The organism is Novosphingobium sp. KACC 22771 (genome assembly GCF_028736195.1).
Taxonomy (GTDB): domain Bacteria; phylum Pseudomonadota; class Alphaproteobacteria; order Sphingomonadales; family Sphingomonadaceae; genus Novosphingobium.
Map to the genome: position 1 here is coordinate 2,033,487 of NZ_CP117881.1, position 21,955 is coordinate 2,055,441.

Sequence of the window (21,955 nt, forward strand, 5' to 3'; positions counted from 1 at the left end):
GCCCCTATCCGCCCCGCGCCAGATAGAGAACATCGCGCGGCTGGGCCAGCAGATGCTGGCCGGAATCGACAAACAGAGTTTCCCCGCTGGCCAGCCAGCCATCGGCAAGGAACAGCGCGGCGTCGGCAATCTCGGCCGGATCGGTCAGGCGGCCAAGCAGGTTCATCCGCCCGGAAGTTTCATGCTCATGCGGTTGTTGGTCATAGCTGGGCAGCATGGCGCCCGGCGCGATGGCATAGACGCGGTCCTGCGGCCCCGCCGCTCCCATCGCCAGCATCCGCACCGTGGATGAAAGCGCGTGTTTGGCCATGGTGTAGCTGAAGAAATCGGGGTTGGGATTGGCCAGTTTCATGTCGGTGATGGCGATCACACGCCGCCCCGTCTGCGCCCGCGCATGGGCGAGAAAGGCCTGCGCCATGCGGGTGGGGGTTTGTGCATTAACGGTCATCGCTTCGGCAAACACATCGGCGTCCATCGCGCGGGCATCGTCATAACGAAACACGGCGGCCGAATTGACCAAAATGCGCCAATCGCCCAGCCGCCGGGCCAAATCCTCCACCATCGCCACGCCCGCATCGGGATCGGCCAGATCGCATCCCACACATTCCGCGCTGGGCAATTGCGCGGCCAGCGCCTCGGCATCGGCTCGGCTTTGGCCATAGTGGATCACGACATGCCATCCCGCCGCGCCAAAACGATGAGCAATGCGCGCGCCAATACGCTTGGCGCCGCCGGTGATAAGCAGGGTAGGCCGGGTCATGCCCCCATCAAGCATAAAGCGCAAGCCGTGGGAAGGCGGCTTGAGGGGCAGCGCTTTGCCGCTATGCTATGTTTCTGAAAGGAAATGGCGATGCGGTTGGATCTGGTCGACGTCTTTGTGAATGGCGCGCTTTCGGGCAATCCTCTGGCGGTGGTGCATGGCGCCGATGGGTTGAGCGGCGAGGCGATGCAGTCGCTGGCGCGTTGGATCGGTTTTTCGGAAACCACTTTCCTGCTGACCCCCACGCATCCCGAGGCTGATTATCGCGTCCGTATTTTTACCCCTACGCTCGAGCTGCCCTTTGCGGGCCATCCCACGCTGGGCAGCGCCTATGCATGGCGCGCGGCGGGGGGCGTGGCCAAGGGCGCGCGGATCATGCAGGAATGCGGGGTCGGATTGGTGCCGGTGCGCGCGGAGCAGGGCAGGCTTGCCTTTCGCGCTCCTCCTTTGCGGCGCAGCGGGCCGCTGTCGGAGGTCGAATTGGCGGCGGCGCTGGCCCAGTTGCGCCTCGCGCCCGGCGATGTGATCGAGGCAGTGCATGTCGATAATGGTCCGCCTTGGCAATTGCTGCGGCTGAGCAGCGCGCAGGCCGTGCTGGCGGTTTCGCCGGAGGCGACGGCGCGGGAAGTGGTCGATCTCGGTCTGATTGCGCCTTCGGACGCATCCGGCATCGATTGGGAAATTCGCGGATTTTTCACCGGACCGGGCGGCGTTTTGGTTGAGGATCCCGTCACCGGCAGTCTAAACGCCGGGGCGGCGATTTATTTGTATGAGAGCGGGCTGGCCACGGGTGATTATGTCGCGGCACAGGGTCGCAAGGTTGGCGCCGATGGCCGCGTCTATGTCTCACGCGATACCGAAGGCGTCTGGATCGGCGGGGAGGTGCGCGCGGTGAGCGCGGGGGGCGAACTGTCGTCGGAGTGATTTTAGGATAAGTGTATTTCCTACACTAACCCATTTGGATATCCCATCGCATAGCATTCCGCTCAGTGATGGAGACTGACATGCCCAATCCCAAGGTTGTTTACCCCGCCGCCCATGCCCCGGTCTATGCCGTCGCCTTTGCCAATGCCGATGGATCCGCCGCCACGGTTTCCTCCGGCGCGCCTATGCCGGTGGCGCTGGGCGATGGCGCGCTCGCGTCGATGGGGGCGATGAGCGACCCGGCTGCGGCTTCGGACACGGCCTCGGCCAGCCTGATTGCCCTGTTCAAGCGCCTGCTGGCCAAGCTCCCCGCCAGCCTCGGCCAGAAAACCGCGGCGTCGAGCCTCCCGGTCATCTTGGCCAGCGATCAGGGCGCTGTGCCGGTGCAGGGCATCTATAATGCCACCGCTCCCACGCTGACCAACGGTCAGACCGCCCAGCTTCAGACCGACGTTAACGGCGCACTGGCCGTGCGCCTCCAATGGAACGGCAGTTTTGTGACCGGCATCAATGGCGCGATGGCCGATGCCCAGACGAATACGGTCCAGTCCGTCCTGTCGATGACGCGCGGATTTCTGTTCAACGGCAGCACATGGGACCGCCAGAAAAAGGCCTGCACGGTCAGCCGGATGCCATCAAGCGCGGCCTCCACCAATGCCACCTTGGCCAAGGCGGGGGCGGGCGATCTGTTTGCCATTCAGGCCCATAATACAACGGCTTCAGTAATTTATCTCAAGCTCTACAACAAGGCGAGCGCGCCCACTGTGGGCACGGACGTGCCGGTCAAAACGCTGGCCCTTGCACCCGGCGCCAGCCTTGGCGCCAGTGCGGCATGGGCCAACGGCCTCTATTTCTCGACCGGCATTGCCTATGCGCTGACCGGCGGCGCGGCGGACAATGATACGACCGCGATTACCGCAGGCGCCATTGTCGGCCTCAATCTTGATTACCAGTAACAGCGCATGATCCTGACGGCGCGCCTCGGCCCAATCGGCCGGGGCGGCGCCTAGGCCCCGGATGCGGGGCCGCCAAAGACCGCAAAAAACCGGCGATGGTGAAACACCCAGACCTCATCGAAATGCTGCGCCGCCTGCGCGCATGCCGCCCGCCACCATTCCAGCGGCGGATCGCTCAACCCCTCGATCCAGGTCGTGTTGGAGCGGAGCAGCAAGCCATCGCAGCGCTCATACCGTTTCGCGCATTTCTTGGCGATCAGCCGCGCGATTTCGGCGGCATAGGCCTCGGGCGCAATCATCACCGGCGCGGGGGAAACATAAGGCGCGCCCAGTTCGAATTGCCGACACGTCGTTTCATAGGCCGTGTTGCGATGAACCAGCGGATTGTCCGCCTCGGTATTTTCGAAAACCAGTTCTTGCCCATGCAGCCGGATCTCGAAATCGGGCGTGGGCTTTCCCGTCTCGGGCAGCAACCGCACCGCCTCGGCATGGCGATGCTGGGCAAAACTGGCGGCCATGAAGGCCTCGCGGAATGTCTTGCCGCGCTGGCTGCGGATCTCGCATTCGCTGGCCAGTTGATGCCCCACCCGACTGGCCAGAGCCAGCATGTCGGGCGGGGTCATCCAGCCGCCAACCGGGATCACTCCCACGGAATTATCCCAGAGCAGCCTGCTTTTCCTCCGCCAGACGATCGAGTTCCGCGCGCGACATTTTCTGCGCTGATGTCTTCAATTGCCCGCAGGCCGCATCAATGTCGCGTCCGCGCGGGGTGCGCACCGGGGCTGAAATGCCCGCCTCGAAAATGATGTTTGAAAACTGGCGGATGCGCTCGGGCGTGCTGCATTCGTAAATCGCGCCGGGCCAGGGGTTGAACGGGATAAGGTTCACCTTGGCCGGAAGATTGTACTGACGCAGCAGGCGCACCAGTTCATGGGCATGCTCGTCGGTGTCGTTCTTGTCTTTCAGCATCACATATTCAAACGTGATGCGGCGCGAATTGGATGCGCCGGGATAATCCGCACAGGCCTGAAGCAGTTCCTCAATGCCATATTTGCGGTTGATCGGCACGATCTCGTCGCGCACCTCCTTGGTCACGGCGTGGAGCGAAACGGCCAGATTGACGCCGATTTCCTCGCCGCATTTCTCCATCATCGGCACCACGCCGCTGGTGGAAAGGGTAATGCGGCGCTTGGACAAGGCCAGCCCATCGCCATCCATCACCAGCTTGAGCGCGCCCTTCACATTGTCGAAATTATACAGCGGTTCGCCCATGCCCATCATCACGATGTTGGTCAGCAAACGGCCGTCGGGCGAATAGCCGCCATCATCATCGACCAGCTCATCGGTCAGCGCGGCCAGATCGGCCTGACCCGCCTTGGGCCATTCGCCCAGAGCATCGCGCGCCAGCATGACCTGCCCAACGATCTCGCCCGGCGTCAGATTGCGCACCAGACGCATCGTGCCGGTGTGGCAGAAGCGGCAATTGAGCGTGCAGCCGACCTGCGAGGAAACGCAAAGCGTGCCGCGATCCGCGTCGGGGATGAACACCATTTCGAACTCATGCCCGTCATCGGTGCGCAGCAGCCATTTGCGCGTGCCGTCCTCGCTATGCTGGGATACGACGATTTCCGGGCGACCGATCACAAACCGCTCGGCCAGCCAGGGGCGCATGGTCTTGGCAATATCGGTCATCGCGTCAAAATCGGTGACGCCGCGATGATAGATCCAGTGATAGACCTGCTTGGCGCGCAGCTTGGCCTGCTTGGGCTCAAGCCCCGCCTCGGCAAAGATTTCGACGATACGCGGGCGCGGCAGGCCCAGCAGATCGACGCGGCCATCGGCGCGCGGGGTAATGTCGCGCGCGGTGACGACGGGGTCGATATGGCCCGCAATCGGCATCGACGTGGGCAGGGGAGAGGTGGGAAGGGGGGTGTCCATAGTCGCGCCCATAGCGGCGAATCGGGCAAAATGCTACCCTATCGCCCGCGCGCGCAGGCCAAGGCCGCCGCATCAATGGCCGTGGCCGCGCCGGGCAGCGTATATTGGTCGCTGAACACCCGCCCCGCGCCGTCGCGCGCGGATATGGTCATCGTTTCGCCCGATCGCATTGCGGCCAGAATGGCGGCCTCCATCCGCGCATCGGCCGCCCATGCATCGATCCCGCCCGCGATCATGCGATAGCGTTGCCCCGCCAGCGACAGTTGCACCGCCGCTCCCGGCTGGATCCGGTGTGAAAGGCGGAAATGGACCTGTCCGCGAACGCCCTTTTTGGGCCAAAGGCCGACATCGGCATAGGCATTGCCCTCGGCCCTGGTGGTCTTTTCGGGCATGGCAATGGCATAGCAGCGCGGAATGCCCGCATCGCGAAACGCGCCCCATGCCCCAAACATGCCCAGCGCATCGCGGGCCTGCGCAGGCGCGGCGGTCAGAGCGAGCAGGCAAAGAAAAAAGGCCGGGCGTTTCATCACCCGGCCTTCTTTAATCATCCGCCGATACCGGATCAATCCAGTTGCGTCAGTCCAGTTACGTCAGTCCAATTCCCAGGCCCGCTCGCCATGCGAGGTAATGTCGAGGCCCTCGCGCTCGTCATCCTCGCTGGCGCGCATCGGCATGATCTTGCCCAGCCCAACCGCCAGAACATAGGACGCCACCGCCGACCATGCCGCCGTTACGCCCACGCCTACGGCCTGCGCGATGAATTGATGGCCCATGCTGCCCCCTGCGGCATAGCCGATGCCGCCCAGCGCCGGGCTCATCGCCACCGCAAGGCCGAGCGAGCCGATCATCCCGCCCACGCCATGCACGGCAAATACGTCGAGCGAATCGTCGATCTTCCAGCGCTGCTTGACCAACTGGATCATGCCATAACACACGCAGGAGCCCGCCAGCCCGAACACGGCCGCGCTGCCCGTCGCGATCATGCCCGCCGCAGGTGTAACCGTCGCCAGACCCGCCACCGCGCCGGTGGCAAAGCCCACGCTGGTCGGCTTGCCGACATGGGCCGCCTCGATGCCGATCCATACCAGCGCCGCCGCACAGGCCGCCGTATGGGTATTCAAAATCGCGCTGGCCGCCGCCGCGCTGCCGGTCAATGCGCTGCCGCCGTTAAAGCCGAACCAGCCAACCCACAGCAACCCTGCGCCCAACATGGTCAACGCGGGCGAATGAGGCAGCATCAGCGTTTTGGGAAAGCCCGTCCGCGCGCCCAGCACCCATGCCGCCACCAGCGCCGAAACGCCCGCCGTGGTATGAACGACAATGCCGCCCGCAAAATCGAGCGTGCCATAGCCGCTGCTCATCCAGCCGCCGCCCCAGATCCAGTGCGCCACCGGGGCATAGACCAGCAGGCCCCAAGCCCCGCAAAACGCCACGACCCAGCCAAAGCGCGCCCGGTCCACCCATGCGCCCGCCATCAGCGCGGGCGTGATCGCGGCAAAGCAGAGCTGGAACAGCGCAAAGGTGTTTTCCGGCAGCGTCGTGCCCGACCGCACCGGCGCCAGATGCGCCAGACCAAGGCCCGACAGGCCACCGATCCAGCCATTGCTCACCGGCCCAAAGGCCAGCGCATAGCCCGCCAGCACCCACAGCAGCGAGGCCACCGCCGTGATGACCCCCACCTGCACCATCACCGACAGGAAATTCTTGGCACGCACAAGACCGCCGTAAAACAGCGACAGGCCCGGCAGGCACATCAACAGCACCAGCGCGCTGGAGATCAGGATCCATACCGTATCGGCAGCATTCGCCCCGCCCGCCAAGGGGGCCGCAGTCTGGGCCAAAACAGGGGTGGGGCAGAGCAAGGCAACCGCAACAAGGCTGCGCAAATGCTTTGCCCAAAGGCCGGTCGGCCGATGGCGCATGGTATCTCTCCTAAGCCAGCGCCATCCGATCCCGGCGCTTTCCTCCGCAAAGCGCCTTAGATGCGAAAGTTTCCTGCGCGCAAGTGCGAAAATGGAGAGAGTTTGTTACTTTTCCTGCACTCTATGGAGCAGGGGGATAATCTATCGCCATCACTTCCCACTCTTTTTCCCCACCCGGCAGGGCCACACGGCGCAAATCGCCCAAACCTGCCCCGCGCAGCGCCCGCGCAATCGGCGCCGACCACCCGATCAGCCCCTTGCTCGCATCCTGTTCATCATCACCCACAAAGGTCAGGTGCTTGCGATTGTCATCCTCGTCGGCAATTTCGACGCTGGCGCCGAACCAGACGCGGCCCCGGTCCTCCTGCCGGGCGGGATCCACCACCCGGCATGCCTTCATCCGCCGCGCCAGATGGGCCAGTTCGCGGTCAATCTCGCGCATCCGCTTGCGGCCATAGAGATAGTCGCCGTTCTCGCTGCGGTCGCCATTGCCCGCGGCCCAACTGACGATTTCGACAATCGCGGGGCGCTCTGTGCCCAGCAGATGATCGTAACGCGCGCGCAGCGCCGCCATGCCCGCAGGGGTGATGGGCGGGCCTTCGCCTGGGGCTTTCGGGGCGGCAGGCTTGGGGGCGGGGCGCATGTTTCTCATGGGGCGGGCATAGGGGTTGGCCTGCGCCCAAGGCAAGGGTTCAGAACGGCAATTCCCCCAGATCGGGCGCCACCCATCCGCGCCGCGCCGCCACGCTGAACAGCGTATCGCGCCGCCAAAAGGCCATCGGCCAATCGCTGCGCCCCAGATCGCCCGCCAGCAGGGCGGCAAGGATTTGTGACAGCGGTGTGTCAGCGTCATGGCGCACCAACTCGGCCCGCGCGGCGCGCAGCGAGGCGATGGTGATCGTTTCATGATAGCCCGAGGTGTCATCATTCACCCCGCCCACCGACTCATTATAGGCGCGGATCGCCGCTCCCATCGCTTGCGGTTCAGCAATTTCAGGGCGATAGCGCAGCAGCCACAGCGCCGCCGCCCAATGTGCGCCATGTGTCCAGCGCTCCTTGGGCAGGTGGCATTCGATCATGCCCAGCGCAATATCTTCGATCGTCTGGTCGGTGAAGGTGGGCGATTCGTTCATGGCAAAGGCATGACATCATGCTCCGCGCAGGTCAAAATACGAGAAATGTGACAATGCATTTGTCACATTTTCTCCACGACTTGCGCATTCCCGCTCAATGACATCGGCATTTATGACAAACGACTGACATAAAACTGTCATCATATCGTCATAGTTGACCCCGAATTGTCATATTCGGGGTCGACCAGAGCAATGCGCAACAGATTTCATGCCATGGCCGGGGGGGCGGCCAAGGCGCTTGGGGTGGTGGCTTTGCTCGCCCCCGCCGCCGCCATGGCCAGCGATGCCCAGCATTGGGAGATCCTGACCGCCACCGCCAATCTGGGCGATGGCTGGCGCGCCTCGGCGGAAAACATCACCCGCTTCAGCCAGACGCGCGGCTTTTACGAGCTGGAGCAAAACCTCATGGTGGGCCATGAGATCGGCGACAAGGGCGGGCCGCCCGGGTTGGTGGTTTATCTGGGCTATACCCATGACCCGCAATATGCCCATGGCAATTTCACCATCATGGAGCATCGCTTTCGCCAGCAGATCAGCCTTGATCGCCTGATGCAGGTGGGGCCGGTGCGGTTTTCGGGGCGCGTGCGGGTCGAGCAGCGCTGGCGCGAAGGCATCAGCGGGACGGCGTGGCGTCTGCGCCCCTATATCAAGGCCGCCATGCCGATTGCGGGCAAGGTGATGCTGGTGGCCGCGCATGAAAGCTTTATCGATGCCAACCGCAACGGTTTTCAGCGCTTGGGCGGCGAGGAGCGGATGCGCAATTCTCTGGGCTTCAACATGCCGCTCAATCGGCGGGTGACGCTGGAGTTGGGCTATCTCAACCAGCACGGCTTTGTGCCCGGGGCCAAGGATACCAACGACAATGTCGCCACGCTGGAAATAAAGGCCAATTTCTGAGCCTCTTGCCGATGGTGTCGGGGGCGGGCAAACAGGGCGCCATGCTCAACACCTATCTTGCCTATGGCCAATGGGCCAACCGGATCCTGATCGATCGCCTTGCGGACCTGCCTGATACGCTGCTGGATGCGCCGCAGCCGGTGGTGTTCGGCTCGATCCGACGGACCTATCACCATCTGCTGGTGATTGCTCAGGTGTGGCAGGCGCATCTGCTGGGTCGCGCCCATGGCTACACCAGCCGCGACCCCGGAAATCCGCCGTCTATGGCGCAGATCGCCGGGGAACTGGCCGCGCTGGACGCATGGTTCCTTGGCTATGGCGCCGCGCTGGATGCCGAGGCGCAATCGCAGGTGGTCCCGTTCACCTTCATTGGCGGCGGCTCGGGCGCGATGACCCGCGCCGCCATTCTCATGCATATTGTCAATCATGCCACCTATCACCGAGGTCATATCGTCGCCATGCTGAACGCGGCGGGCATCAGCATGGAGAACAGCGATATGCCGGTGTTTCTTACGGCCCCGGCCGAACCGGCTGAACCATCGGCGATGAGGTGAAACTGGGCTGAGGACCATAGCTGGGCGCGGGTGTGGCCACCGGCACCCCGGATGTCGATGGCGCGACCGGCGGCGGCGGGGCGGGGCGCGGGTCCTTCAGATAATGGCTGAGCGGATTGGCACCCTTATAGGCCGCATGGTCGGGATACATCGCCTCATAGGTGACGGCATTTTCCAGCACATGGGCGACATAGGAGCGGGTCTCGCTGAAAGGGATCTTCTCGATCCATTCAACCCATTCCGGCCCGCCCGGCATACGCGGATCGCCCCGCGCGGCGATCCATTTGTTCACATTGCCCGGCCCCGCATTATAGGCCGCCACCGCCAGCGGATAGGAGCCGCGATAAGAGGTCACCAGCCGCTGGAAATAGGCATTGCCCAGCGTGGTGTTATACAGCGGATCGTCGATCAGCGCCTGGGTCGACGAGGGCAGGCCAAGGCGGCGCGCCTGTTCGGCGGCCGTGCCGGGCATCAATTGCATCAGGCCGCGCGCGCCGGTACGCGAAATGGCGTTCTGGCTGAATTGGCTCTCCTGCCGCGCGATGGCGTGGATCCAGGTCCAATCGCTGCCCGAGGGGGTAGGGGCGATGGGAAAGGCGGAATCGCGGAAATTGTTGAAGCCCGCATTCTCCGCCGCCTGTCCCACGATCACCGCCAGATCGCGCCGCCCCAGCGCGCGGGCCAGATCGGCCACCAGCGTGAAATCGGCCTCGACCTTGGCCTGATTGGCGATTTCGCGGAAGAAGCGGATCGTCGTCTGCCATTCGGCATCGCGGGCCACCTCGCGCACGGCCTGCGTGATCGGGCGGGCGGCAAAGTCGCGGGCCTGAGCATGGGTGGGGATCGCGCGGCGTCCGTCATGCAGCGGCGGGATCGGCAGGCCCAGCCGTTCGAGCGCCAAAAGCCCGTGGAACTGATCGGGGAACTGCGCGGCCCAACGGTAATATTCAAACGCACCGTTGCTTTGCCCCACACTGTCCAGCGCGCGGCCCGCCCAATAATAGCCCTTGGCCCGAGTCATCGGGGTGCGGGCCGCGTGGGCGTAATTATAGAACAATCGCGCGGCAGAAGTCGCATCGCGCATTTGCCAGAGCGCCGTCGTCCCGCCCAGCCACATCAGCGAGGTGTAATCATCACGCACGCCAAAGGCCATTTGCGCGATCTCGCTGCCTTCGGGAAAGCCTTCAGCGGCGCCTTGGGCGATACGCAGCGAATCGGTCGGCCCGCCCGCCCGCGCCGCGGCCAGCAGCACCGCCGTCCAGCGCCGCGGATCCAGCGCGGGGCGGACCAGCGGCGGACGAGTGGCCAGCAGGTTGGCCGCATCGGCCCCGCGCCCACGCCGCAGCAGATAGCGCGCACGATCAACCAGATAGCCCGGATCGGCCAGCATTTCCGGCGTTGCCGTCGTCAATGCCGGGGCCGGGGTGGGCGTTGTGACGACCGAGGCCGCCAGACCGGGATTGGCCATCGCCGTCACCCGCGCCATTTCGGCCTGTTCATCGGCATTGCGTGCGCCCGATCCGCCTTGATCGGCTGCATCTGTGCCGGAGATCGGCGTATCGACGCCCACACCCTGCTGGATGGCCAGACGCGCCTGCGCCACGGCCCAGCGAGCCTGCGAGGCGCGGGGCAGGGCGCGCGCGGCCTGCGCGGTCGAACCATCCCAGAGCAGGGCCTCCAGCCGCGAATCATGATCGGTCTGCGCGAATCTGTCGCCCCAACGCGAGAGAATCGCCGCCTCGGCCGCATCACTCATAGCGCCCCCGCGCCATGCCGCGCGCGCCACATCCCCGGCATCACGCGCACGCCCCTCCGCCGCCAGCGCCAGCGCATATTGCGCCCGGGCTGGATTGGTCAGCGGGGGAAAGCGGTCAAACAGCGCGACAATCCGCGCCGAAGGCACATTCTGTATCGCCAGCGATTTCTCCGCCGCGCGGCGCAGGCTTTCCTCCAAAGGAAAGCCCGGCCATGCCAGAACAAAGCCTGCATAGGCATCAAATCCCTGATTTTCCGTGCCCACCAACGATTTCCACCGGGCAATGGCCGGGGCCACGGCGCCCGGGGCAGTGGCCTTCAATTCGGCACGGGCGCGGTCCCATTCGGCCCCTTCCTGGCATTGCGCGGGCGCGGAGAGCACCACCGTCGCCAACAGCGCCAGCGAGGCGATCCGGCGCCGACGGCGCTGGGAACTGGATTTCGAACGGGGCATCATGGTGCTGGACACGATGGCCTATGGCTCCTTATCAGGCGTTGCGATAGTAGGCGCCGGCCCATGGCGCGGCTGGCAGATTTGCCATGCCGCCTATAGGTGGGCGATGAAAGAGGATAAAGTCGATGTTTTCCGGTTCCATACCCGCTCTGGTGACACCTTTTCGCGATGGAGCGTTTGACGAGCCGACTTTCCGCCGTTTGGTGGACTGGCAGATCGAGAACGGTTCGAGCGCCTTGGTGCCTTGCGGGACGACGGGGGAAAATTCCACCCTGTCGAATGCCGAACACCACCGCGTGATCGAGGTCTGCATCGAGCAGGCCGCAGGGCGCGTGCCGGTGATCGCCGGTTGCGGCAGCAATGATACGCAAAACGCGTTGTTGCACATGACTTTTTCCAAAAAATGCGGGGCCGCGGCCGCGCTGCTCGTCGCGCCCTACTATAACCGTCCGTCGCAGGAAGGGTTGCTTGCCCATTTCTCCTATCTGGCCGAAAAGATTGATCTGCCGATCGTGTTGTACAATGTGCCTGCGCGCACGGTGACGGATATCAAGCCGGAAACGGTGATCGAACTGGCCCGGCGGTTCCCCGGCAAGATTGTCGGCATCAAGGACGCCAGCGGCGATCTCTCGCGCGTGACCGACCACCGCATGGGCATCGACAAGGACTTTTGCCAGCTTTCGGGCGATGATGAACTGGCGCTGCCCTTTAGCGCGGCGGGCGGGGTCGGCTGCATTTCGGTGACGGCCAATGTGGCGCCGCGCCTGTGCGCCGATTTTCAGGCGGCCTGCGCGGCGGGCGATCTGGCCGAGGCGCGCCGGTTGAATGATATGCTCTATCCGCTGCACTATGCCATGTTCGAGGACGCCTCGCCGGGGCCGGTGAAATATGCCTTGTCCAAGGTGGTTGAAGGCTTCCGCGAGGAATTGCGCTTGCCGCTGGTGGCCTGCAATGAGGGCGCCCGCAAGGCGGTGGATGCGGCCTTGGTGCATGCCGGTTTGATTAAGTAAGGTTTGCCGCCGGCGGGCGTTTAAAGACTCTCCGGCGGGCAATCCCCATAATTGGGTTTGGGCGGCTTCGTTGCGTGTGCGGCGGGGCCGCCCTTTTTCATGGCCATCGCCGCCGGGATGATCGCGCCCCAAGCTTTAAATTTGAAACGGCGCGTCTGACCCCTTTGGCCCAACCCGGTGCGCACCAAAGACCGTCATGGGAGCGCGGGGGTTATGACCCCCGCATCGTCCCTCCGTCCATTACACACTTGTGTAATTTACTAACATCCGTTATCATCCTCTCGCGCCGCCGAAGAGCGCAAATTCGAGAGAGGAGCAGATGATGGCCACCATCACGCAAGATGCCGCCCATGATGCCATGGAAGATCAGCAGCGTCAGGCTCCGGCCTTGATCCGCTATCTGGCCCCCGGCGATTTCGTCACGCGCCGCTATGTTCGCGCCGGGGTCGAGATCAACACCGGCGAATATCGCGATTACAAGGCGGTGGTGCGCGACGGCATGCCGATCCGCGATCACTTTGCCTTTGACACCCATGGTTTCATGATCGGCAAAGGCCCCAGCGCGATTGAGGACTTTTGGAACCGCGATGAGGTGGAGGCGAAATATCACGACGAGGCCGCGCAGATTATCCGCAACCTGACCGGAGCCGACCGCGTGGCGACGCAGGGCTGGATGATCCGCACCAGCGCCGATCTGTCACAGCGGGCGCAGGAAAAGATCGAGAACTATCAGCACGCCGGGGGCATCCAGCCGCCCGCCGGTGAAGCCCATGTCGATTACAACACGCTGACCGGACAAAGGGCCGCCGCGCGGATGCACGAGCAGCATTTCGGATCACGCGATGGTTATCGCCGCTTTTGCTGCGTTTCGCTGTGGCGGACATTTTCGCCCGGGCCTCAGGACTGGCCGCTGGCGGTGTGCGACGGGCGCTCTGTGGCCGACAGCGAGGGCGTGGCCAATACCTTGTTTGTCGTTAACGAATTTCCTGTCGGAGAGGCCTTGACCGCGCCGGTCGAGGGCGAGGATCAGATGATCGCGGCCACCATTTTCCGCCACAGTCCGGCGCATCGCTGGTGGTATTTCTCGAACATGGAGCGCGACGATGTGCTCTTGTTCAAATTCCACGACAGCGATCATGCGCGGACCTGGCGCTGTCCGCATACCGCGTTTCACGACACCAGCCTGCCTCATGCCCAGACGCGCGCCAGCATCGAATTGCGCGCCGTCGCCTATTGGGATTGAGGGGCGCAGGCCGGATCAGCAGTGCGGTTTGCATTTAAACCGTCGCTAACCAATTGCGAATCTAGGTACATATCTTCAGCGAGCCACCAACGCAGCAAAGCGGCGGGCAAGTGCGATTTCCGACGAAATGATATCGATTGTTCAAACTTGGTGAACGGTTCCTGCATAAATTCGCCCTTGTAGAGGGAAAACAGATTAAACAACTTGATTTCCCCATGAAACTGGAATTGCCAAGGGAGATGTCGGAAACGGGCCAGAGTTTAGAACAGCGTCGCAATCGCAATTATGAGGAAACACATCGTCAGCTCGTGGAGCGGGCGGTGGGTTTGATTGGGCGCGAGGGTGTTGATGCCTTGACCGTCGCTTCACTTGCCCGCGACGCCAGAATGAACCGGTCGACCGTCTATTACCATTTCGACAGCCGCGAGGCGCTGCTCTCGGCCGCCAAGGGGTGGTTTGGCGCGCGGCTCAGCGAGATGATGGTGGCCCCCGGCGATTCGCAGATGTGGCTGGAAAAAGCCGTGCAGTTTTCTCTTCGCAACCCTGAACTGATGCATGAATGGGTGATGGATCTGGTCAATCACGCCCCGATCCATAACAATTTCCCGCGCTGGGATGAGCTGGTCGAACTGGCTTCGCGATCGCCCCATGTGGCCCGGCCCGAAGAGGGCAAGGGCGGCCCAGGGGCGGGCGGAGCGCATGACGCCGAAGTCTGGGCCACGGTGCTGCTGGCCAGCGTGGTGATGGCCCCGCGCCTGTTTCGTGTCGCCGTCCGGCCCGATCAGGAGATCGAGGCGGTTTCGCGCCATTATGCGCAATTGTTGCGCCGCTTGATGCAGGCAAGCCAGCGCGGCGCGAAATAAAGGACGGATGCCCCATGAATTGCGACGCGCGGCCTTGCGCTTTCACTTGGCGTTCAGCCCGACGCTGGTTATAGGCCAAACCATGTCTAAGCCCAGCATCAGCCTGTCGCCGCGTGTTGTCCTCCTTGCCTGTGCCGTTGGCGCGATGGCGATAACCGGCGGTTGCGCCGGGCGGGGCAAGAAGCCCAAGGATACCGCCTATGTCGCGCGCGACGTTGATTCGCTCTATCTGGAGGCGAAGAAGCGTCTGGATCAGGGCGAGGACAAGACGGCCGCCGCGCTGTTTGACGAGGTTGAGCGCCAGCACCCCTACAGCCCCTGGGCCCGCCGCGCCCAGTTGATGAGCGCCTTTTCCTATTATTCGGCGCGCGATTACGCCAAGTCGGTGCAATCGGCCCAGCGCTTCCTGTCGATCCATCCGGGCAACAAGGATGCGCCTTACGCCTATTACCTGATCGCCATGTGCTATTACGAGCAGATCAGCGATGTCAGCCGCGACCAGAAGATCACGCTTCAGGCGCTCTCGGCGCTCAATGACGTTGTGCGCCGCTATCCCAACACGCGTTATGCCACCGATGCCCGGCTCAAGATCGATCTGGTCAACGACCATCTGGCCGGCAAGGAAATGGACATTGGCCGCTTTTACGAGCGTTCGGGCCGCTGGCTGGCCGCCGACATCCGCTTTCGCAACGTGATCGACAAGTATCAGACCACCAGCCACACCGCCGAGGCGCTGTTCCGTCTGGTGGAAACCAATCTGGCGCTGGGTATTCCGGTTGAGGCACAGAAATATGCCGCCGTGCTGGGCGCCAATTATCCGGGCAGCGAGTGGTATGAGAAGGCCTATGCCATGATGGGCAAATACGCCCCCGGCACCAAGGTCAGCTGATTTTTCAGCCCGAAAACTGGCAAAGGCCCGCGCCAGCGATGGTGCGGGCCTTTTGCTTTGGGGGCTCGGCGGCTTATCTGTGCACGACACCGTGGAATGTCTAACCCGGAGATTGACATTTTCTTCGGATGGGCGCTGTTATGCCGCCGCCATGCTATCGCAGAAAACCCGCTATACGATCCGCGCACTTCAGCACCTCGCTGACCTGTGGCAGCAAGGTCCGATTCGGCTCGACGCGATTGCCGAGGCGCAGAATATCCCGCGCAAATTCCTCACCGTCATCCTGTCGGAAATGGTGCGCGAAGGGCTGGTGATCAGCCATCGCGGCCGCGAAGGCGGCTATGAACTGGCGCTGGCGCCATGCGACATCCGCTATGGCGACATCATCCGATTGACGCGGGGCAGTCTGGCGCTGGTACCCTGCGCGAGCCGGTTTGCCCACGAGCATTGCGCCAATTGCCTGCCCGAGGCAGAATGCCGGTTGCGCGGGCTGATGCTAGCCGTGCGCGACGAAATGGCCGCCATGCTCGACCGGCTGACGCTGGCCGATCCGATCATGGTCGAACCGCCATTTGCCGATCCGCCCGAAGAGCCGGAGGCCGAGGCGGCCGAATAAGGCATTACCCTTAATCGCCTCATACCCGGTATTAGGCGTCTGTCGCCCAGTCTGCCCACAGAAGGGCAGGTTGAAGCATGAGCGAATGGCGTAACATTTCCGGGCCGGATGAGGGCGCATGGCTCGACGATGATGCCAGCGCGGTCATTCTTCAGGAGATGCTCAAAAACGCGCCGCCTCTCGTGCTGCATCCGGACGGGCCGGAACTGCTCGACGCCCATCGGGACGAGCGGCCATTCTATATCGAGCATGGGCTGATTGTCGGTGTATGGCTGCTGGTGGTCGGCTCGGCCCTTTGGCAATGGATGTTTTGATCGCGCTTGAAGGCATAGACGCGGGCCTGCGCATCGGCTAGAACGATGCGCGAACATGCTTAGCCATCTTTCCATTCGCAACATCGTGTTGATCGAGGCGCTCGATCTCGCTTTCGCGCCGGGCCTTGGCGTACTCACGGGCGAGACGGGGGCGGGTAAGTCGATTCTGCTCGATGCCTTGGGCCTGATTCTGGGCATGAGGGCCGACAGCGGGCTGGTGCGCGCAGGGGCGGATCTGGCCAGCGTAACCGCCTCGTTTGAACCCGGAGCGCTGCATGACGCGGTGGCCCGCACGCTGGCCGAGGCGGGGGTTGAGATCGAGCCAGGCGAGCCGATCCTGATTCGGCGTCAGATCAAGGCCGATGGCGGGTCGAAGGCTTTCATCAACGATCAGCCTGCCAGCGTGGCTTTGTTGCGTGAGGTTGCGCCCTATCTGGTTGAAATCCATGGGCAGCATGATGACCGCGGGCTGGTCAATCCGCGCGGCCATCGCGCCTTGCTGGATCGCTATGCGCGGGTCGATACCGCCGCGATGGAGGCTGCGTGGAAGGCTTGGGGACAGGCCGAGGCCAAATTGGCCAAGACCCGCGCGGGCATCGCCAAGGCGGCCGAGGATCGCGAACTTTATCAGGCACATGTGGCCGAACTCGAAGCCTTGGCCCCGCAGGCGGGCGAGGAGGAGGAACTGGCCGGCGAGCGCGCGACCATGCAGAAGGGCGAGCGGTTGGCGGGCGATCTGGCCGCAGTGCAGCAGGTGTTTGCCGGATCGCATTCGCCGCTGGCCGAATTGCGCGTGGCGGCGCGGCGGCTCGACCGGATCGCGGGCGAACATGCGCTGCTGGAGGAAGTATTGGCCGCGCTCGACCGGGCGATGATCGAGGCCGACGACGCTGAGGACAAGCTGAACCGGGCGCTCGATGCGCTGGCGTTTGATCCGCTGGCGCTCGACCGGGTGGAAACGCGCCTGTTCGATCTGCGTGCGGCGGGGCGCAAGCATGGCTGCGCGGTCGAGGAATTGCCCGCCAAGCTGGAGGAAATGCGCAGCGCCCTGAGCGCGATCGAGGGGGGCGAGGCCGAGGTGGCCGCGTTGGAACAGGCGGCGGCCAAGGCGCGCGCGGCATGGCTGAAACTGGCCGAGGCGGCGAGCAAGGCACGCAGCGAAGCGGCGCTACGGCTGGACGCGGCGGTCAAGGCTGAGCTTGCACCGTTGAAACTGGACGCGGCGCGGTTTCGTACCGATGTGGCCCGGCTGGACGAGGGGCAATGGGGTGCCTCGGGCATGGACCGCGTTGAATTCATGATCGCCACCAATCCCGGCGCGGATTTCGCACCCCTGGCCAAGATCGCATCGGGCGGCGAATTGTCCCGCTTTATCCTTGCGTTAAAGGTCGCTCTTGCCGAAGAGGGCGGGGCCGCGACGATGATCTTTGACGAAATCGACCGGGGCGTTGGCGGCGCTGTGGCCCAGGCCATTGGTGAGCGTCTGGCGCGCCTTGCTTCCTCCGGCCAATTGCTGGCCGTGACGCACAGCCCGCAGGTGGCCGCGCGCGGGGGACAGCATTATTTCATCGCCAAATCCTCCGATGGACTGGTGACGCGGACGGGTGTTGTGCTGCTTGATGGTGGCGGGCGGCAGGAGGAGATTGCGCGGATGCTCTCGGGGGCGGAAATTACGCCGGAGGCAAGGGCGCAGGCGGATCGGTTGCTGGAGCGGGTTTAAAACAGGCTATGCCTCCGGCGGGCAAAGGGACTCGGTCCCTTTGCAATCCCATAAATGGGGTGGCGCTATGGGGCGAACGACGATGATTCTTAAAGCCTGCGGTGCGGTGAGGTTACGCAAAATGCGCCGCAGGCTTTCAATTTCAATTGCTGCGTCCGACGCCCGGCGTTGAACCCATTGCGCAACAAAGACAGTAACGGGAGCGCGAGGGGCTGGACCCCGGCATTTTCCACCTTATCTACCCCTATATGCATCCTCTTGATCGTCCCTTCTGGACCGCCCTCAACACCCGCCAATCCCACCTTGCACGCTGGAACGCGGCGCAAACGGCTGTGCGAATCGATGCCGATTACGGCCCTTTCGCCAATGCCGCGCCGGGGCATGAGGGGGCGCTGGCGGGCTTGCTGTCCGGGCCGCAGGATGAAATCTGGCTGGTCGAGCCGGAGGAAGTTTCGGCCCCCGGTCTGGTGCCCAAATTGACGGCGCCTTTGGTCCAGATGGTATCGGAAACCCCGCCGCCCGAGGCTGATTTCGCCGGGATCGTCCCTCTCGATGAAACCCATGCCGATCAGATGGCGGCGCTGGCCATGGCGACAAAGCCCGGACCATGGGGGCCAAAGACCCGGCTTTACGGGCAGTTTTACGGCATATTCGACGGCACCCGCCTGATCGCCATGGCGGGTGAGCGCGCTCGCCCCGGTGAAGGTTGGGCCGAGGTCAGCGGGGTCTGTACCGATCCCGATTATCGCGGGCGCGGGCTGGCGCGGCGGTTGATTCTTCGGGTGATGGCCGATCTGGCGGCGCGGGGCGACCGGGCCTATCTGCATTCCTGGGCCGGGAATGCAGGCGCGATCGCACTTTATGAACAATTGGGTTTCGCCATTCGGCGCCCGATGGTAGCGAGCGTGCTGACGCTGGGCTAAGAGGGTGTCATGACGATATCCCTGCCCAACGAAGCCGAAGCTGCCAATGAACTGATGCGCCTTGCCCGCAAGATCAACCGGGCGAACAAGGCCTATCATCTCAATGACGCGCCCGAAATTCCGGACGCCGAATATGACGCGTTGGTGCGGCGCAATGCCGAGCTTGAGGCGGCCTATCCGCATCTGATCCGCGCCGACAGCGCGACCAACAAAGTGGGTCATGAGGTGGCCGCGTCGCCCTTGCGCAAGGTGGCGCATGAGGTGCGGATGATGAGCCTCGACAATGCGTTCACCGATGAGGAAGTGGCCGAATTCGCCGCGCGCGTTCGCCGGTTTTTGAACCTTGCCGAGGACGCGCCGGTGGCCTTTACCGCCGAGGACAAAATCGACGGCCTTTCGCTCTCGCTGCGCTATGAACAGGGCAATTTGGTGCGCGCCGCCACGCGCGGCGACGGGCAGGTGGGCGAGGATGTCACCGCCAATGTTGCGCATATTCCGGACATTCCGCAGGAATTGCGCGGCGAGGCACCCGATGTTTTTGAAATTCGCGGCGAAGTTTATATGGAGCGCGCCGCTTTTGCCGCGCTGAACGAGCGGCAGGAGCAGGCAGGGGAAAAGACCTTTGCCAATCCGCGCAACGCGGCGGCAGGGTCTTTGCGGCAAAAGGATGCTCGGGTGACGGCATCGCGGCCGCTGCGCTTTCTCGCGCATGGCTGGGGCGCGGCCAGCAACATTCCAGCGGCCAGCCAATGGGCAATGATGGAGCAGATTGCAGCTTGGGGCGTGCCGGTTTCGCCTTGGCTGCGGCGCTGCGATGATCTGGCGGCCATGCTCGACCAGTATCGCAGGATACAGGCAGAACGTCCTGAACTTCCTTATGAAATTGATGGTGTTGTCTACAAGGTGGACGAGTTTTCCCTTCAGGATCGCCTCGGTTTTGTCGCCAAGGCGCCACGCTGGGCCATTGCGCGCAAATTCCCCGCCGAGCGGGCCGAAACCACGCTGGAGGCCATCGACATTCAGGTGGGCCGCACGGGCAAACTGACGCCGGTGGGGCGTCTTGCGCCGGTGCTGGTGGGTGGCGTGACGGTGACGAATGTGACGCTGCATAACCGGGATGAGATTGCGCGTCTGGGCGTGCGTATCGGCGACCGGGTGGTGTTGCAGCGTGCGGGCGATGTGATCCCTCAGGTGGTGGAAAACCTGACGCGCGAGGCGGAGCGTCCCGCCTTTGATTTCCCCGACCATTGCCCCGAATGCGGCAGCGAAGCTGTGGCCGAGGAGGGGGAGGTCGATGTGCGCTGCACCGGGGGGTTGATCTGTCCGGCCCAGCGGACCGAGCGCCTCAAGCATTTTGTCAGCAGGGGCGCATTAGATATTGAAGGATTGGGTGAAAAAACGATCCAAGAGTTTTTCAACCTGGGCTGGCTGGAAAGTCCGGCGGACATTTTCCGCCTGCGCCATCGCCGCGCCGATATTGTCGGGCGCGAGGGGTGGCAGGATAAGTCTGTGGATAACCTGTTGAATGCCATTGAGGCCAAACGCCGGCCCGATGCGGCACGGTTGCTGTTCGGGCTTGGCATTCGGCATGTCGGCGCGGTGACGGCGCGCGATCTGTGCAAGCGTTTCGTGACCCTGCCCGCGCTGCGCGAAGTGGCGCAAAAGGCCAACCAGCTGCGCACAGATGAGGATGCAGGCGCGGCCGAGCTGCCCGAAGTGGCCGATGCGCGGGCTGAACTGGTGGGTATCGACGGAATCGGCCCTGCGGTGGTCGAGGCTTTGGGTGATTTCTTCCACGAGGCGCATAATGTCGCGGTGTGGGAGGATCTGCTCAGCGAGGTCAGCCCGCCCGACTACATTGTCGAGACCAAGGCCAGCGAGGTGGCGGGCAAGACGGTGGTGTTCACCGGCAAGCTGGAAACCATGAGCCGCGATGAAGCCAAGGCGCAGGCCGAACGTCTGGGCGCGCGCTCGGCCGGGTCGGTCAGTGCGAAGACCGATCTGGTGGTCGCCGGGCCGGGGGCGGGTTCGAAACTGGCGCAGGCCGAAAAGCTGGGCATCGCGGTGATCACCGAGGCGGAGTGGGCAGAGATTGTTGCGCGGGCCGGATAGTGCCCGCCATACAAAATCTTACATTCGCGCCCCTTGGCATTCCCCGGCGTTAGGGTAGGTTCACCCTATCTCATAACAGGTGGGGAGTTTCAGATATGTCGAAGGCGTGGATGATCGCAGGCGCGCTGGCATTGGCTGGCGCGGCGATGACGCCCGTTCCGGTGCTGGCGCAGGGTAACAAAGCGGCCATCGCGGCGGCTTTGGCCGACAAGGAACGCCCCGAGGCCGATGTTTCGCGCGATGCCGGGCGCAAGCCGGGCGAATTGCTGGCCTTTGCCGGGGTCAAGCCGGGGATGAAGGTGGGCGAATTGCTGCCCGGCGGCGGCTATTTCACGCGGATTTTGTCCAAGGCGGTCGGTCCCAAGGGTGTGGTCTATATCTGGATGCCCGCCGGAACGTCGCCCGAGCGTCTGGCGCGACTCGATACGATCCTGAAAAACCCGGCCTATTCTAATGTGAAGCTGTTGGTGAGCGAACAGATCGCGCCGCCCGAAAAGGTCGATCTGATCTGGACCACGCAGAACTATCACGACCTGCATCACACGGGCAAAAGCCCCGAGCCGACCAATGCCGCCGCGCTGGCCGCGCTGAAGCCGGGCGGGACTTATCTGGTCAGCGACCATGCGGCCAAGTTGGGGTCCGGCACCGCCGATACGGACGCGCTGCATCGCATTGACCCCGAACTGGTCAAGGCCGAGGTGGTCAAGGCAGGTTTCAAATTTGCCGGGGAAAGCAAGGCTTTGGCCAATGGAGAGGACGATCACACCAAGAAGGTGTTCGATCTGCATGACAAGACGGATCAGTTTTTGCTGAAATTTACCAAGTAAAGGATTTTGCCTCCGGCGGGCCAAGGGACTCGTCCCTTGGCAATCCCGTTAATGGGGTGGCGGGGGCCAGATTGCGACATGATTTTGGAATGCCTGCGGCGCGGAGGGCTTATGCCGGATAGCGCCACAGGCTTTCAATTTCTAA

The 21,955-nt window shown here is 63.5% G+C and carries 22 protein-coding genes; 14 read left to right on the plus strand and 8 right to left on the minus strand.

What is annotated here, in order from left to right:
• Positions 1–4: 4 nt before the first annotated feature.
• Positions 5–760, minus strand: coding sequence for an SDR family oxidoreductase (locus PQ467_RS09255; RefSeq protein ID WP_274173153.1), 756 nt, complete (start codon positions 758–760; stop codon positions 5–7).
• Between the two features lie 90 nt (positions 761–850).
• On the opposite strand from PQ467_RS09255, the gene PQ467_RS09260 reads away from it, so the two are divergent.
• Positions 851–1,684: a PhzF family phenazine biosynthesis protein gene (locus tag PQ467_RS09260; RefSeq protein WP_274173154.1), complete on the plus strand. Its 834-nt coding sequence runs from the start codon at positions 851–853 to the stop codon at positions 1,682–1,684.
• Positions 1,685–1,764: 80 nt separating this feature from the next.
• Positions 1,765–2,640: a hypothetical protein gene (locus tag PQ467_RS09265; protein ID WP_274173155.1), complete on the plus strand. Its 876-nt coding sequence runs from the start codon at positions 1,765–1,767 to the stop codon at positions 2,638–2,640.
• 50 nt (positions 2,641–2,690) lie between these two features.
• On the opposite strand, the gene PQ467_RS09270 is transcribed toward PQ467_RS09265, so the two are convergent.
• From PQ467_RS09270 to PQ467_RS09295, 6 genes are all read right to left on the minus strand, one after another.
• The gene (locus tag PQ467_RS09270; RefSeq protein ID WP_274173156.1) at positions 2,691–3,290 is read right to left on the minus strand and encodes a hypothetical protein; all 600 of its coding nucleotides are present in this window, start codon (positions 3,288–3,290) and stop codon (positions 2,691–2,693) included.
• Between the two features lie 4 nt (positions 3,291–3,294).
• Complete coding sequence (rlmN, locus tag PQ467_RS09275; protein WP_274173157.1) at positions 3,295–4,578, minus strand: 23S rRNA (adenine(2503)-C(2))-methyltransferase RlmN; 1,284 nt, start codon at positions 4,576–4,578, stop codon at positions 3,295–3,297.
• Between the two features lie 38 nt (positions 4,579–4,616).
• Positions 4,617–5,105 (minus strand): hypothetical protein, encoded by a 489-nt coding sequence (locus PQ467_RS09280; protein ID WP_274173158.1) that lies wholly within the window; start codon positions 5,103–5,105, stop codon positions 4,617–4,619.
• 63 nt (positions 5,106–5,168) lie between these two features.
• A complete protein-coding gene (locus PQ467_RS09285; protein ID WP_274173159.1) occupies positions 5,169–6,500 on the minus strand; it encodes an ammonium transporter in 1,332 nt (443 codons plus the stop codon).
• Between the two features lie 121 nt (positions 6,501–6,621).
• Positions 6,622–7,143 (minus strand): GreA/GreB family elongation factor, encoded by a 522-nt coding sequence (locus PQ467_RS09290; protein WP_274176119.1) that lies wholly within the window; start codon positions 7,141–7,143, stop codon positions 6,622–6,624.
• Positions 7,144–7,192: 49 nt separating this feature from the next.
• On the minus strand, positions 7,193–7,633 hold the full coding sequence (locus PQ467_RS09295; RefSeq protein WP_274173160.1) for a hypothetical protein: 441 nt from the start codon (positions 7,631–7,633) through the stop codon (positions 7,193–7,195).
• A gap of 192 nt (positions 7,634–7,825) precedes the next feature.
• Between PQ467_RS09295 and PQ467_RS09300 the strand changes: the two genes are divergently transcribed.
• Positions 7,826–8,530 carry a DUF2490 domain-containing protein gene (locus tag PQ467_RS09300; protein ID WP_274173161.1) on the plus strand — a complete coding sequence of 235 codons (705 nt, stop codon included), beginning with the start codon at positions 7,826–7,828 and terminating at the stop codon, positions 8,528–8,530.
• Between the two features lie 41 nt (positions 8,531–8,571).
• Positions 8,572–9,084 carry a DinB family protein gene (locus PQ467_RS09305; protein ID WP_274173162.1) on the plus strand — a complete coding sequence of 171 codons (513 nt, stop codon included), beginning with the start codon at positions 8,572–8,574 and terminating at the stop codon, positions 9,082–9,084.
• On the opposite strand, the gene PQ467_RS09310 is transcribed toward PQ467_RS09305, so the two are convergent.
• Entirely contained in the window at positions 9,041–11,308 is a 2,268-nt protein-coding gene (locus PQ467_RS09310) for a lytic transglycosylase domain-containing protein (RefSeq protein WP_274173163.1), read from the minus strand. The two genes, PQ467_RS09305 and PQ467_RS09310, sit on opposite strands and share 44 nt — an antisense overlap.
• Before the next feature lie 110 nt (positions 11,309–11,418).
• Here PQ467_RS09310 and dapA point away from each other — a divergent pair, with 110 nt between their 5' ends.
• The 10 genes from dapA (at position 11,419) to PQ467_RS09360 (ending at position 21,810) form a co-directional block, all read left to right on the plus strand.
• Positions 11,419–12,303 (plus strand): 4-hydroxy-tetrahydrodipicolinate synthase, encoded by an 885-nt coding sequence (gene dapA / locus PQ467_RS09315; RefSeq protein ID WP_274173164.1) that lies wholly within the window; start codon positions 11,419–11,421, stop codon positions 12,301–12,303.
• A gap of 319 nt (positions 12,304–12,622) precedes the next feature.
• Complete coding sequence (locus PQ467_RS09320; RefSeq protein WP_274173165.1) at positions 12,623–13,546, plus strand: CmcJ/NvfI family oxidoreductase; 924 nt, start codon at positions 12,623–12,625, stop codon at positions 13,544–13,546.
• A gap of 239 nt (positions 13,547–13,785) precedes the next feature.
• On the plus strand, positions 13,786–14,409 hold the full coding sequence (locus PQ467_RS09325) for a TetR/AcrR family transcriptional regulator (protein ID WP_274176120.1): 624 nt from the start codon (positions 13,786–13,788) through the stop codon (positions 14,407–14,409).
• An 82-nt stretch (positions 14,410–14,491) separates the two neighbouring features.
• Positions 14,492–15,298 (plus strand): outer membrane protein assembly factor BamD, encoded by an 807-nt coding sequence (locus PQ467_RS09330; protein WP_274173166.1) that lies wholly within the window; start codon positions 14,492–14,494, stop codon positions 15,296–15,298.
• 151 nt (positions 15,299–15,449) lie between these two features.
• Entirely contained in the window at positions 15,450–15,914 is a 465-nt protein-coding gene (locus PQ467_RS09335; RefSeq protein WP_274173167.1) for an RrF2 family transcriptional regulator, read from the plus strand.
• Positions 15,915–15,991: 77 nt separating this feature from the next.
• Positions 15,992–16,228: a hypothetical protein gene (locus tag PQ467_RS09340; RefSeq protein ID WP_274173168.1), complete on the plus strand. Its 237-nt coding sequence runs from the start codon at positions 15,992–15,994 to the stop codon at positions 16,226–16,228.
• A gap of 55 nt (positions 16,229–16,283) precedes the next feature.
• Positions 16,284–17,948, plus strand: a complete 1,665-nt coding sequence (recN, locus tag PQ467_RS09345; RefSeq protein WP_274173169.1) for a DNA repair protein RecN — start codon at positions 16,284–16,286, stop codon at positions 17,946–17,948.
• 248 nt (positions 17,949–18,196) lie between these two features.
• Complete coding sequence (locus PQ467_RS09350; RefSeq protein ID WP_274173170.1) at positions 18,197–18,871, plus strand: GNAT family N-acetyltransferase; 675 nt, start codon at positions 18,197–18,199, stop codon at positions 18,869–18,871.
• A 9-nt stretch (positions 18,872–18,880) separates the two neighbouring features.
• Complete coding sequence (gene ligA / locus PQ467_RS09355) at positions 18,881–20,983, plus strand: NAD-dependent DNA ligase LigA (RefSeq protein WP_274173171.1); 2,103 nt, start codon at positions 18,881–18,883, stop codon at positions 20,981–20,983.
• A gap of 95 nt (positions 20,984–21,078) precedes the next feature.
• Positions 21,079–21,810: a class I SAM-dependent methyltransferase gene (locus tag PQ467_RS09360; RefSeq protein WP_274173172.1), complete on the plus strand. Its 732-nt coding sequence runs from the start codon at positions 21,079–21,081 to the stop codon at positions 21,808–21,810.
• The last annotated feature ends 145 nt before the right edge of the window (positions 21,811–21,955 follow it).

Coding starts and splice junctions, on each gene's coding strand:
- PQ467_RS09255 (WP_274173153.1), bottom strand. CDS start 760: ATGACCCGGCCTACCCTGCTTATCACCGGCGGCGCCAAGCGTATTGGC.
- PQ467_RS09260 (WP_274173154.1), top strand. CDS start 851: ATGCGGTTGGATCTGGTCGACGTCTTTGTGAATGGCGCGCTTTCGGGC.
- PQ467_RS09265 (WP_274173155.1), top strand. CDS start 1,765: ATGCCCAATCCCAAGGTTGTTTACCCCGCCGCCCATGCCCCGGTCTAT.
- rlmN (WP_274173157.1), bottom strand. CDS start 4,578: ATGGACACCCCCCTTCCCACCTCTCCCCTGCCCACGTCGATGCCGATT.
- PQ467_RS09280 (WP_274173158.1), bottom strand. CDS start 5,105: ATGAAACGCCCGGCCTTTTTTCTTTGCCTGCTCGCTCTGACCGCCGCG.
- PQ467_RS09285 (WP_274173159.1), bottom strand. CDS start 6,500: ATGCGCCATCGGCCGACCGGCCTTTGGGCAAAGCATTTGCGCAGCCTT.
- PQ467_RS09290 (WP_274176119.1), bottom strand. CDS start 7,143: ATGCGCCCCGCCCCCAAGCCTGCCGCCCCGAAAGCCCCAGGCGAAGGC.
- PQ467_RS09295 (WP_274173160.1), bottom strand. CDS start 7,633: ATGAACGAATCGCCCACCTTCACCGACCAGACGATCGAAGATATTGCG.
- PQ467_RS09300 (WP_274173161.1), top strand. CDS start 7,826: ATGCGCAACAGATTTCATGCCATGGCCGGGGGGGCGGCCAAGGCGCTT.
- PQ467_RS09305 (WP_274173162.1), top strand. CDS start 8,572: ATGCTCAACACCTATCTTGCCTATGGCCAATGGGCCAACCGGATCCTG.
- dapA (WP_274173164.1), top strand. CDS start 11,419: ATGTTTTCCGGTTCCATACCCGCTCTGGTGACACCTTTTCGCGATGGA.
- PQ467_RS09320 (WP_274173165.1), top strand. CDS start 12,623: ATGATGGCCACCATCACGCAAGATGCCGCCCATGATGCCATGGAAGAT.
- PQ467_RS09325 (WP_274176120.1), top strand. CDS start 13,786: ATGTCGGAAACGGGCCAGAGTTTAGAACAGCGTCGCAATCGCAATTAT.
- PQ467_RS09330 (WP_274173166.1), top strand. CDS start 14,492: ATGTCTAAGCCCAGCATCAGCCTGTCGCCGCGTGTTGTCCTCCTTGCC.
- PQ467_RS09335 (WP_274173167.1), top strand. CDS start 15,450: ATGCTATCGCAGAAAACCCGCTATACGATCCGCGCACTTCAGCACCTC.
- PQ467_RS09340 (WP_274173168.1), top strand. CDS start 15,992: ATGAGCGAATGGCGTAACATTTCCGGGCCGGATGAGGGCGCATGGCTC.
- recN (WP_274173169.1), top strand. CDS start 16,284: ATGCTTAGCCATCTTTCCATTCGCAACATCGTGTTGATCGAGGCGCTC.
- PQ467_RS09350 (WP_274173170.1), top strand. CDS start 18,197: ATGCATCCTCTTGATCGTCCCTTCTGGACCGCCCTCAACACCCGCCAA.
- ligA (WP_274173171.1), top strand. CDS start 18,881: ATGACGATATCCCTGCCCAACGAAGCCGAAGCTGCCAATGAACTGATG.
- PQ467_RS09360 (WP_274173172.1), top strand. CDS start 21,079: ATGTCGAAGGCGTGGATGATCGCAGGCGCGCTGGCATTGGCTGGCGCG.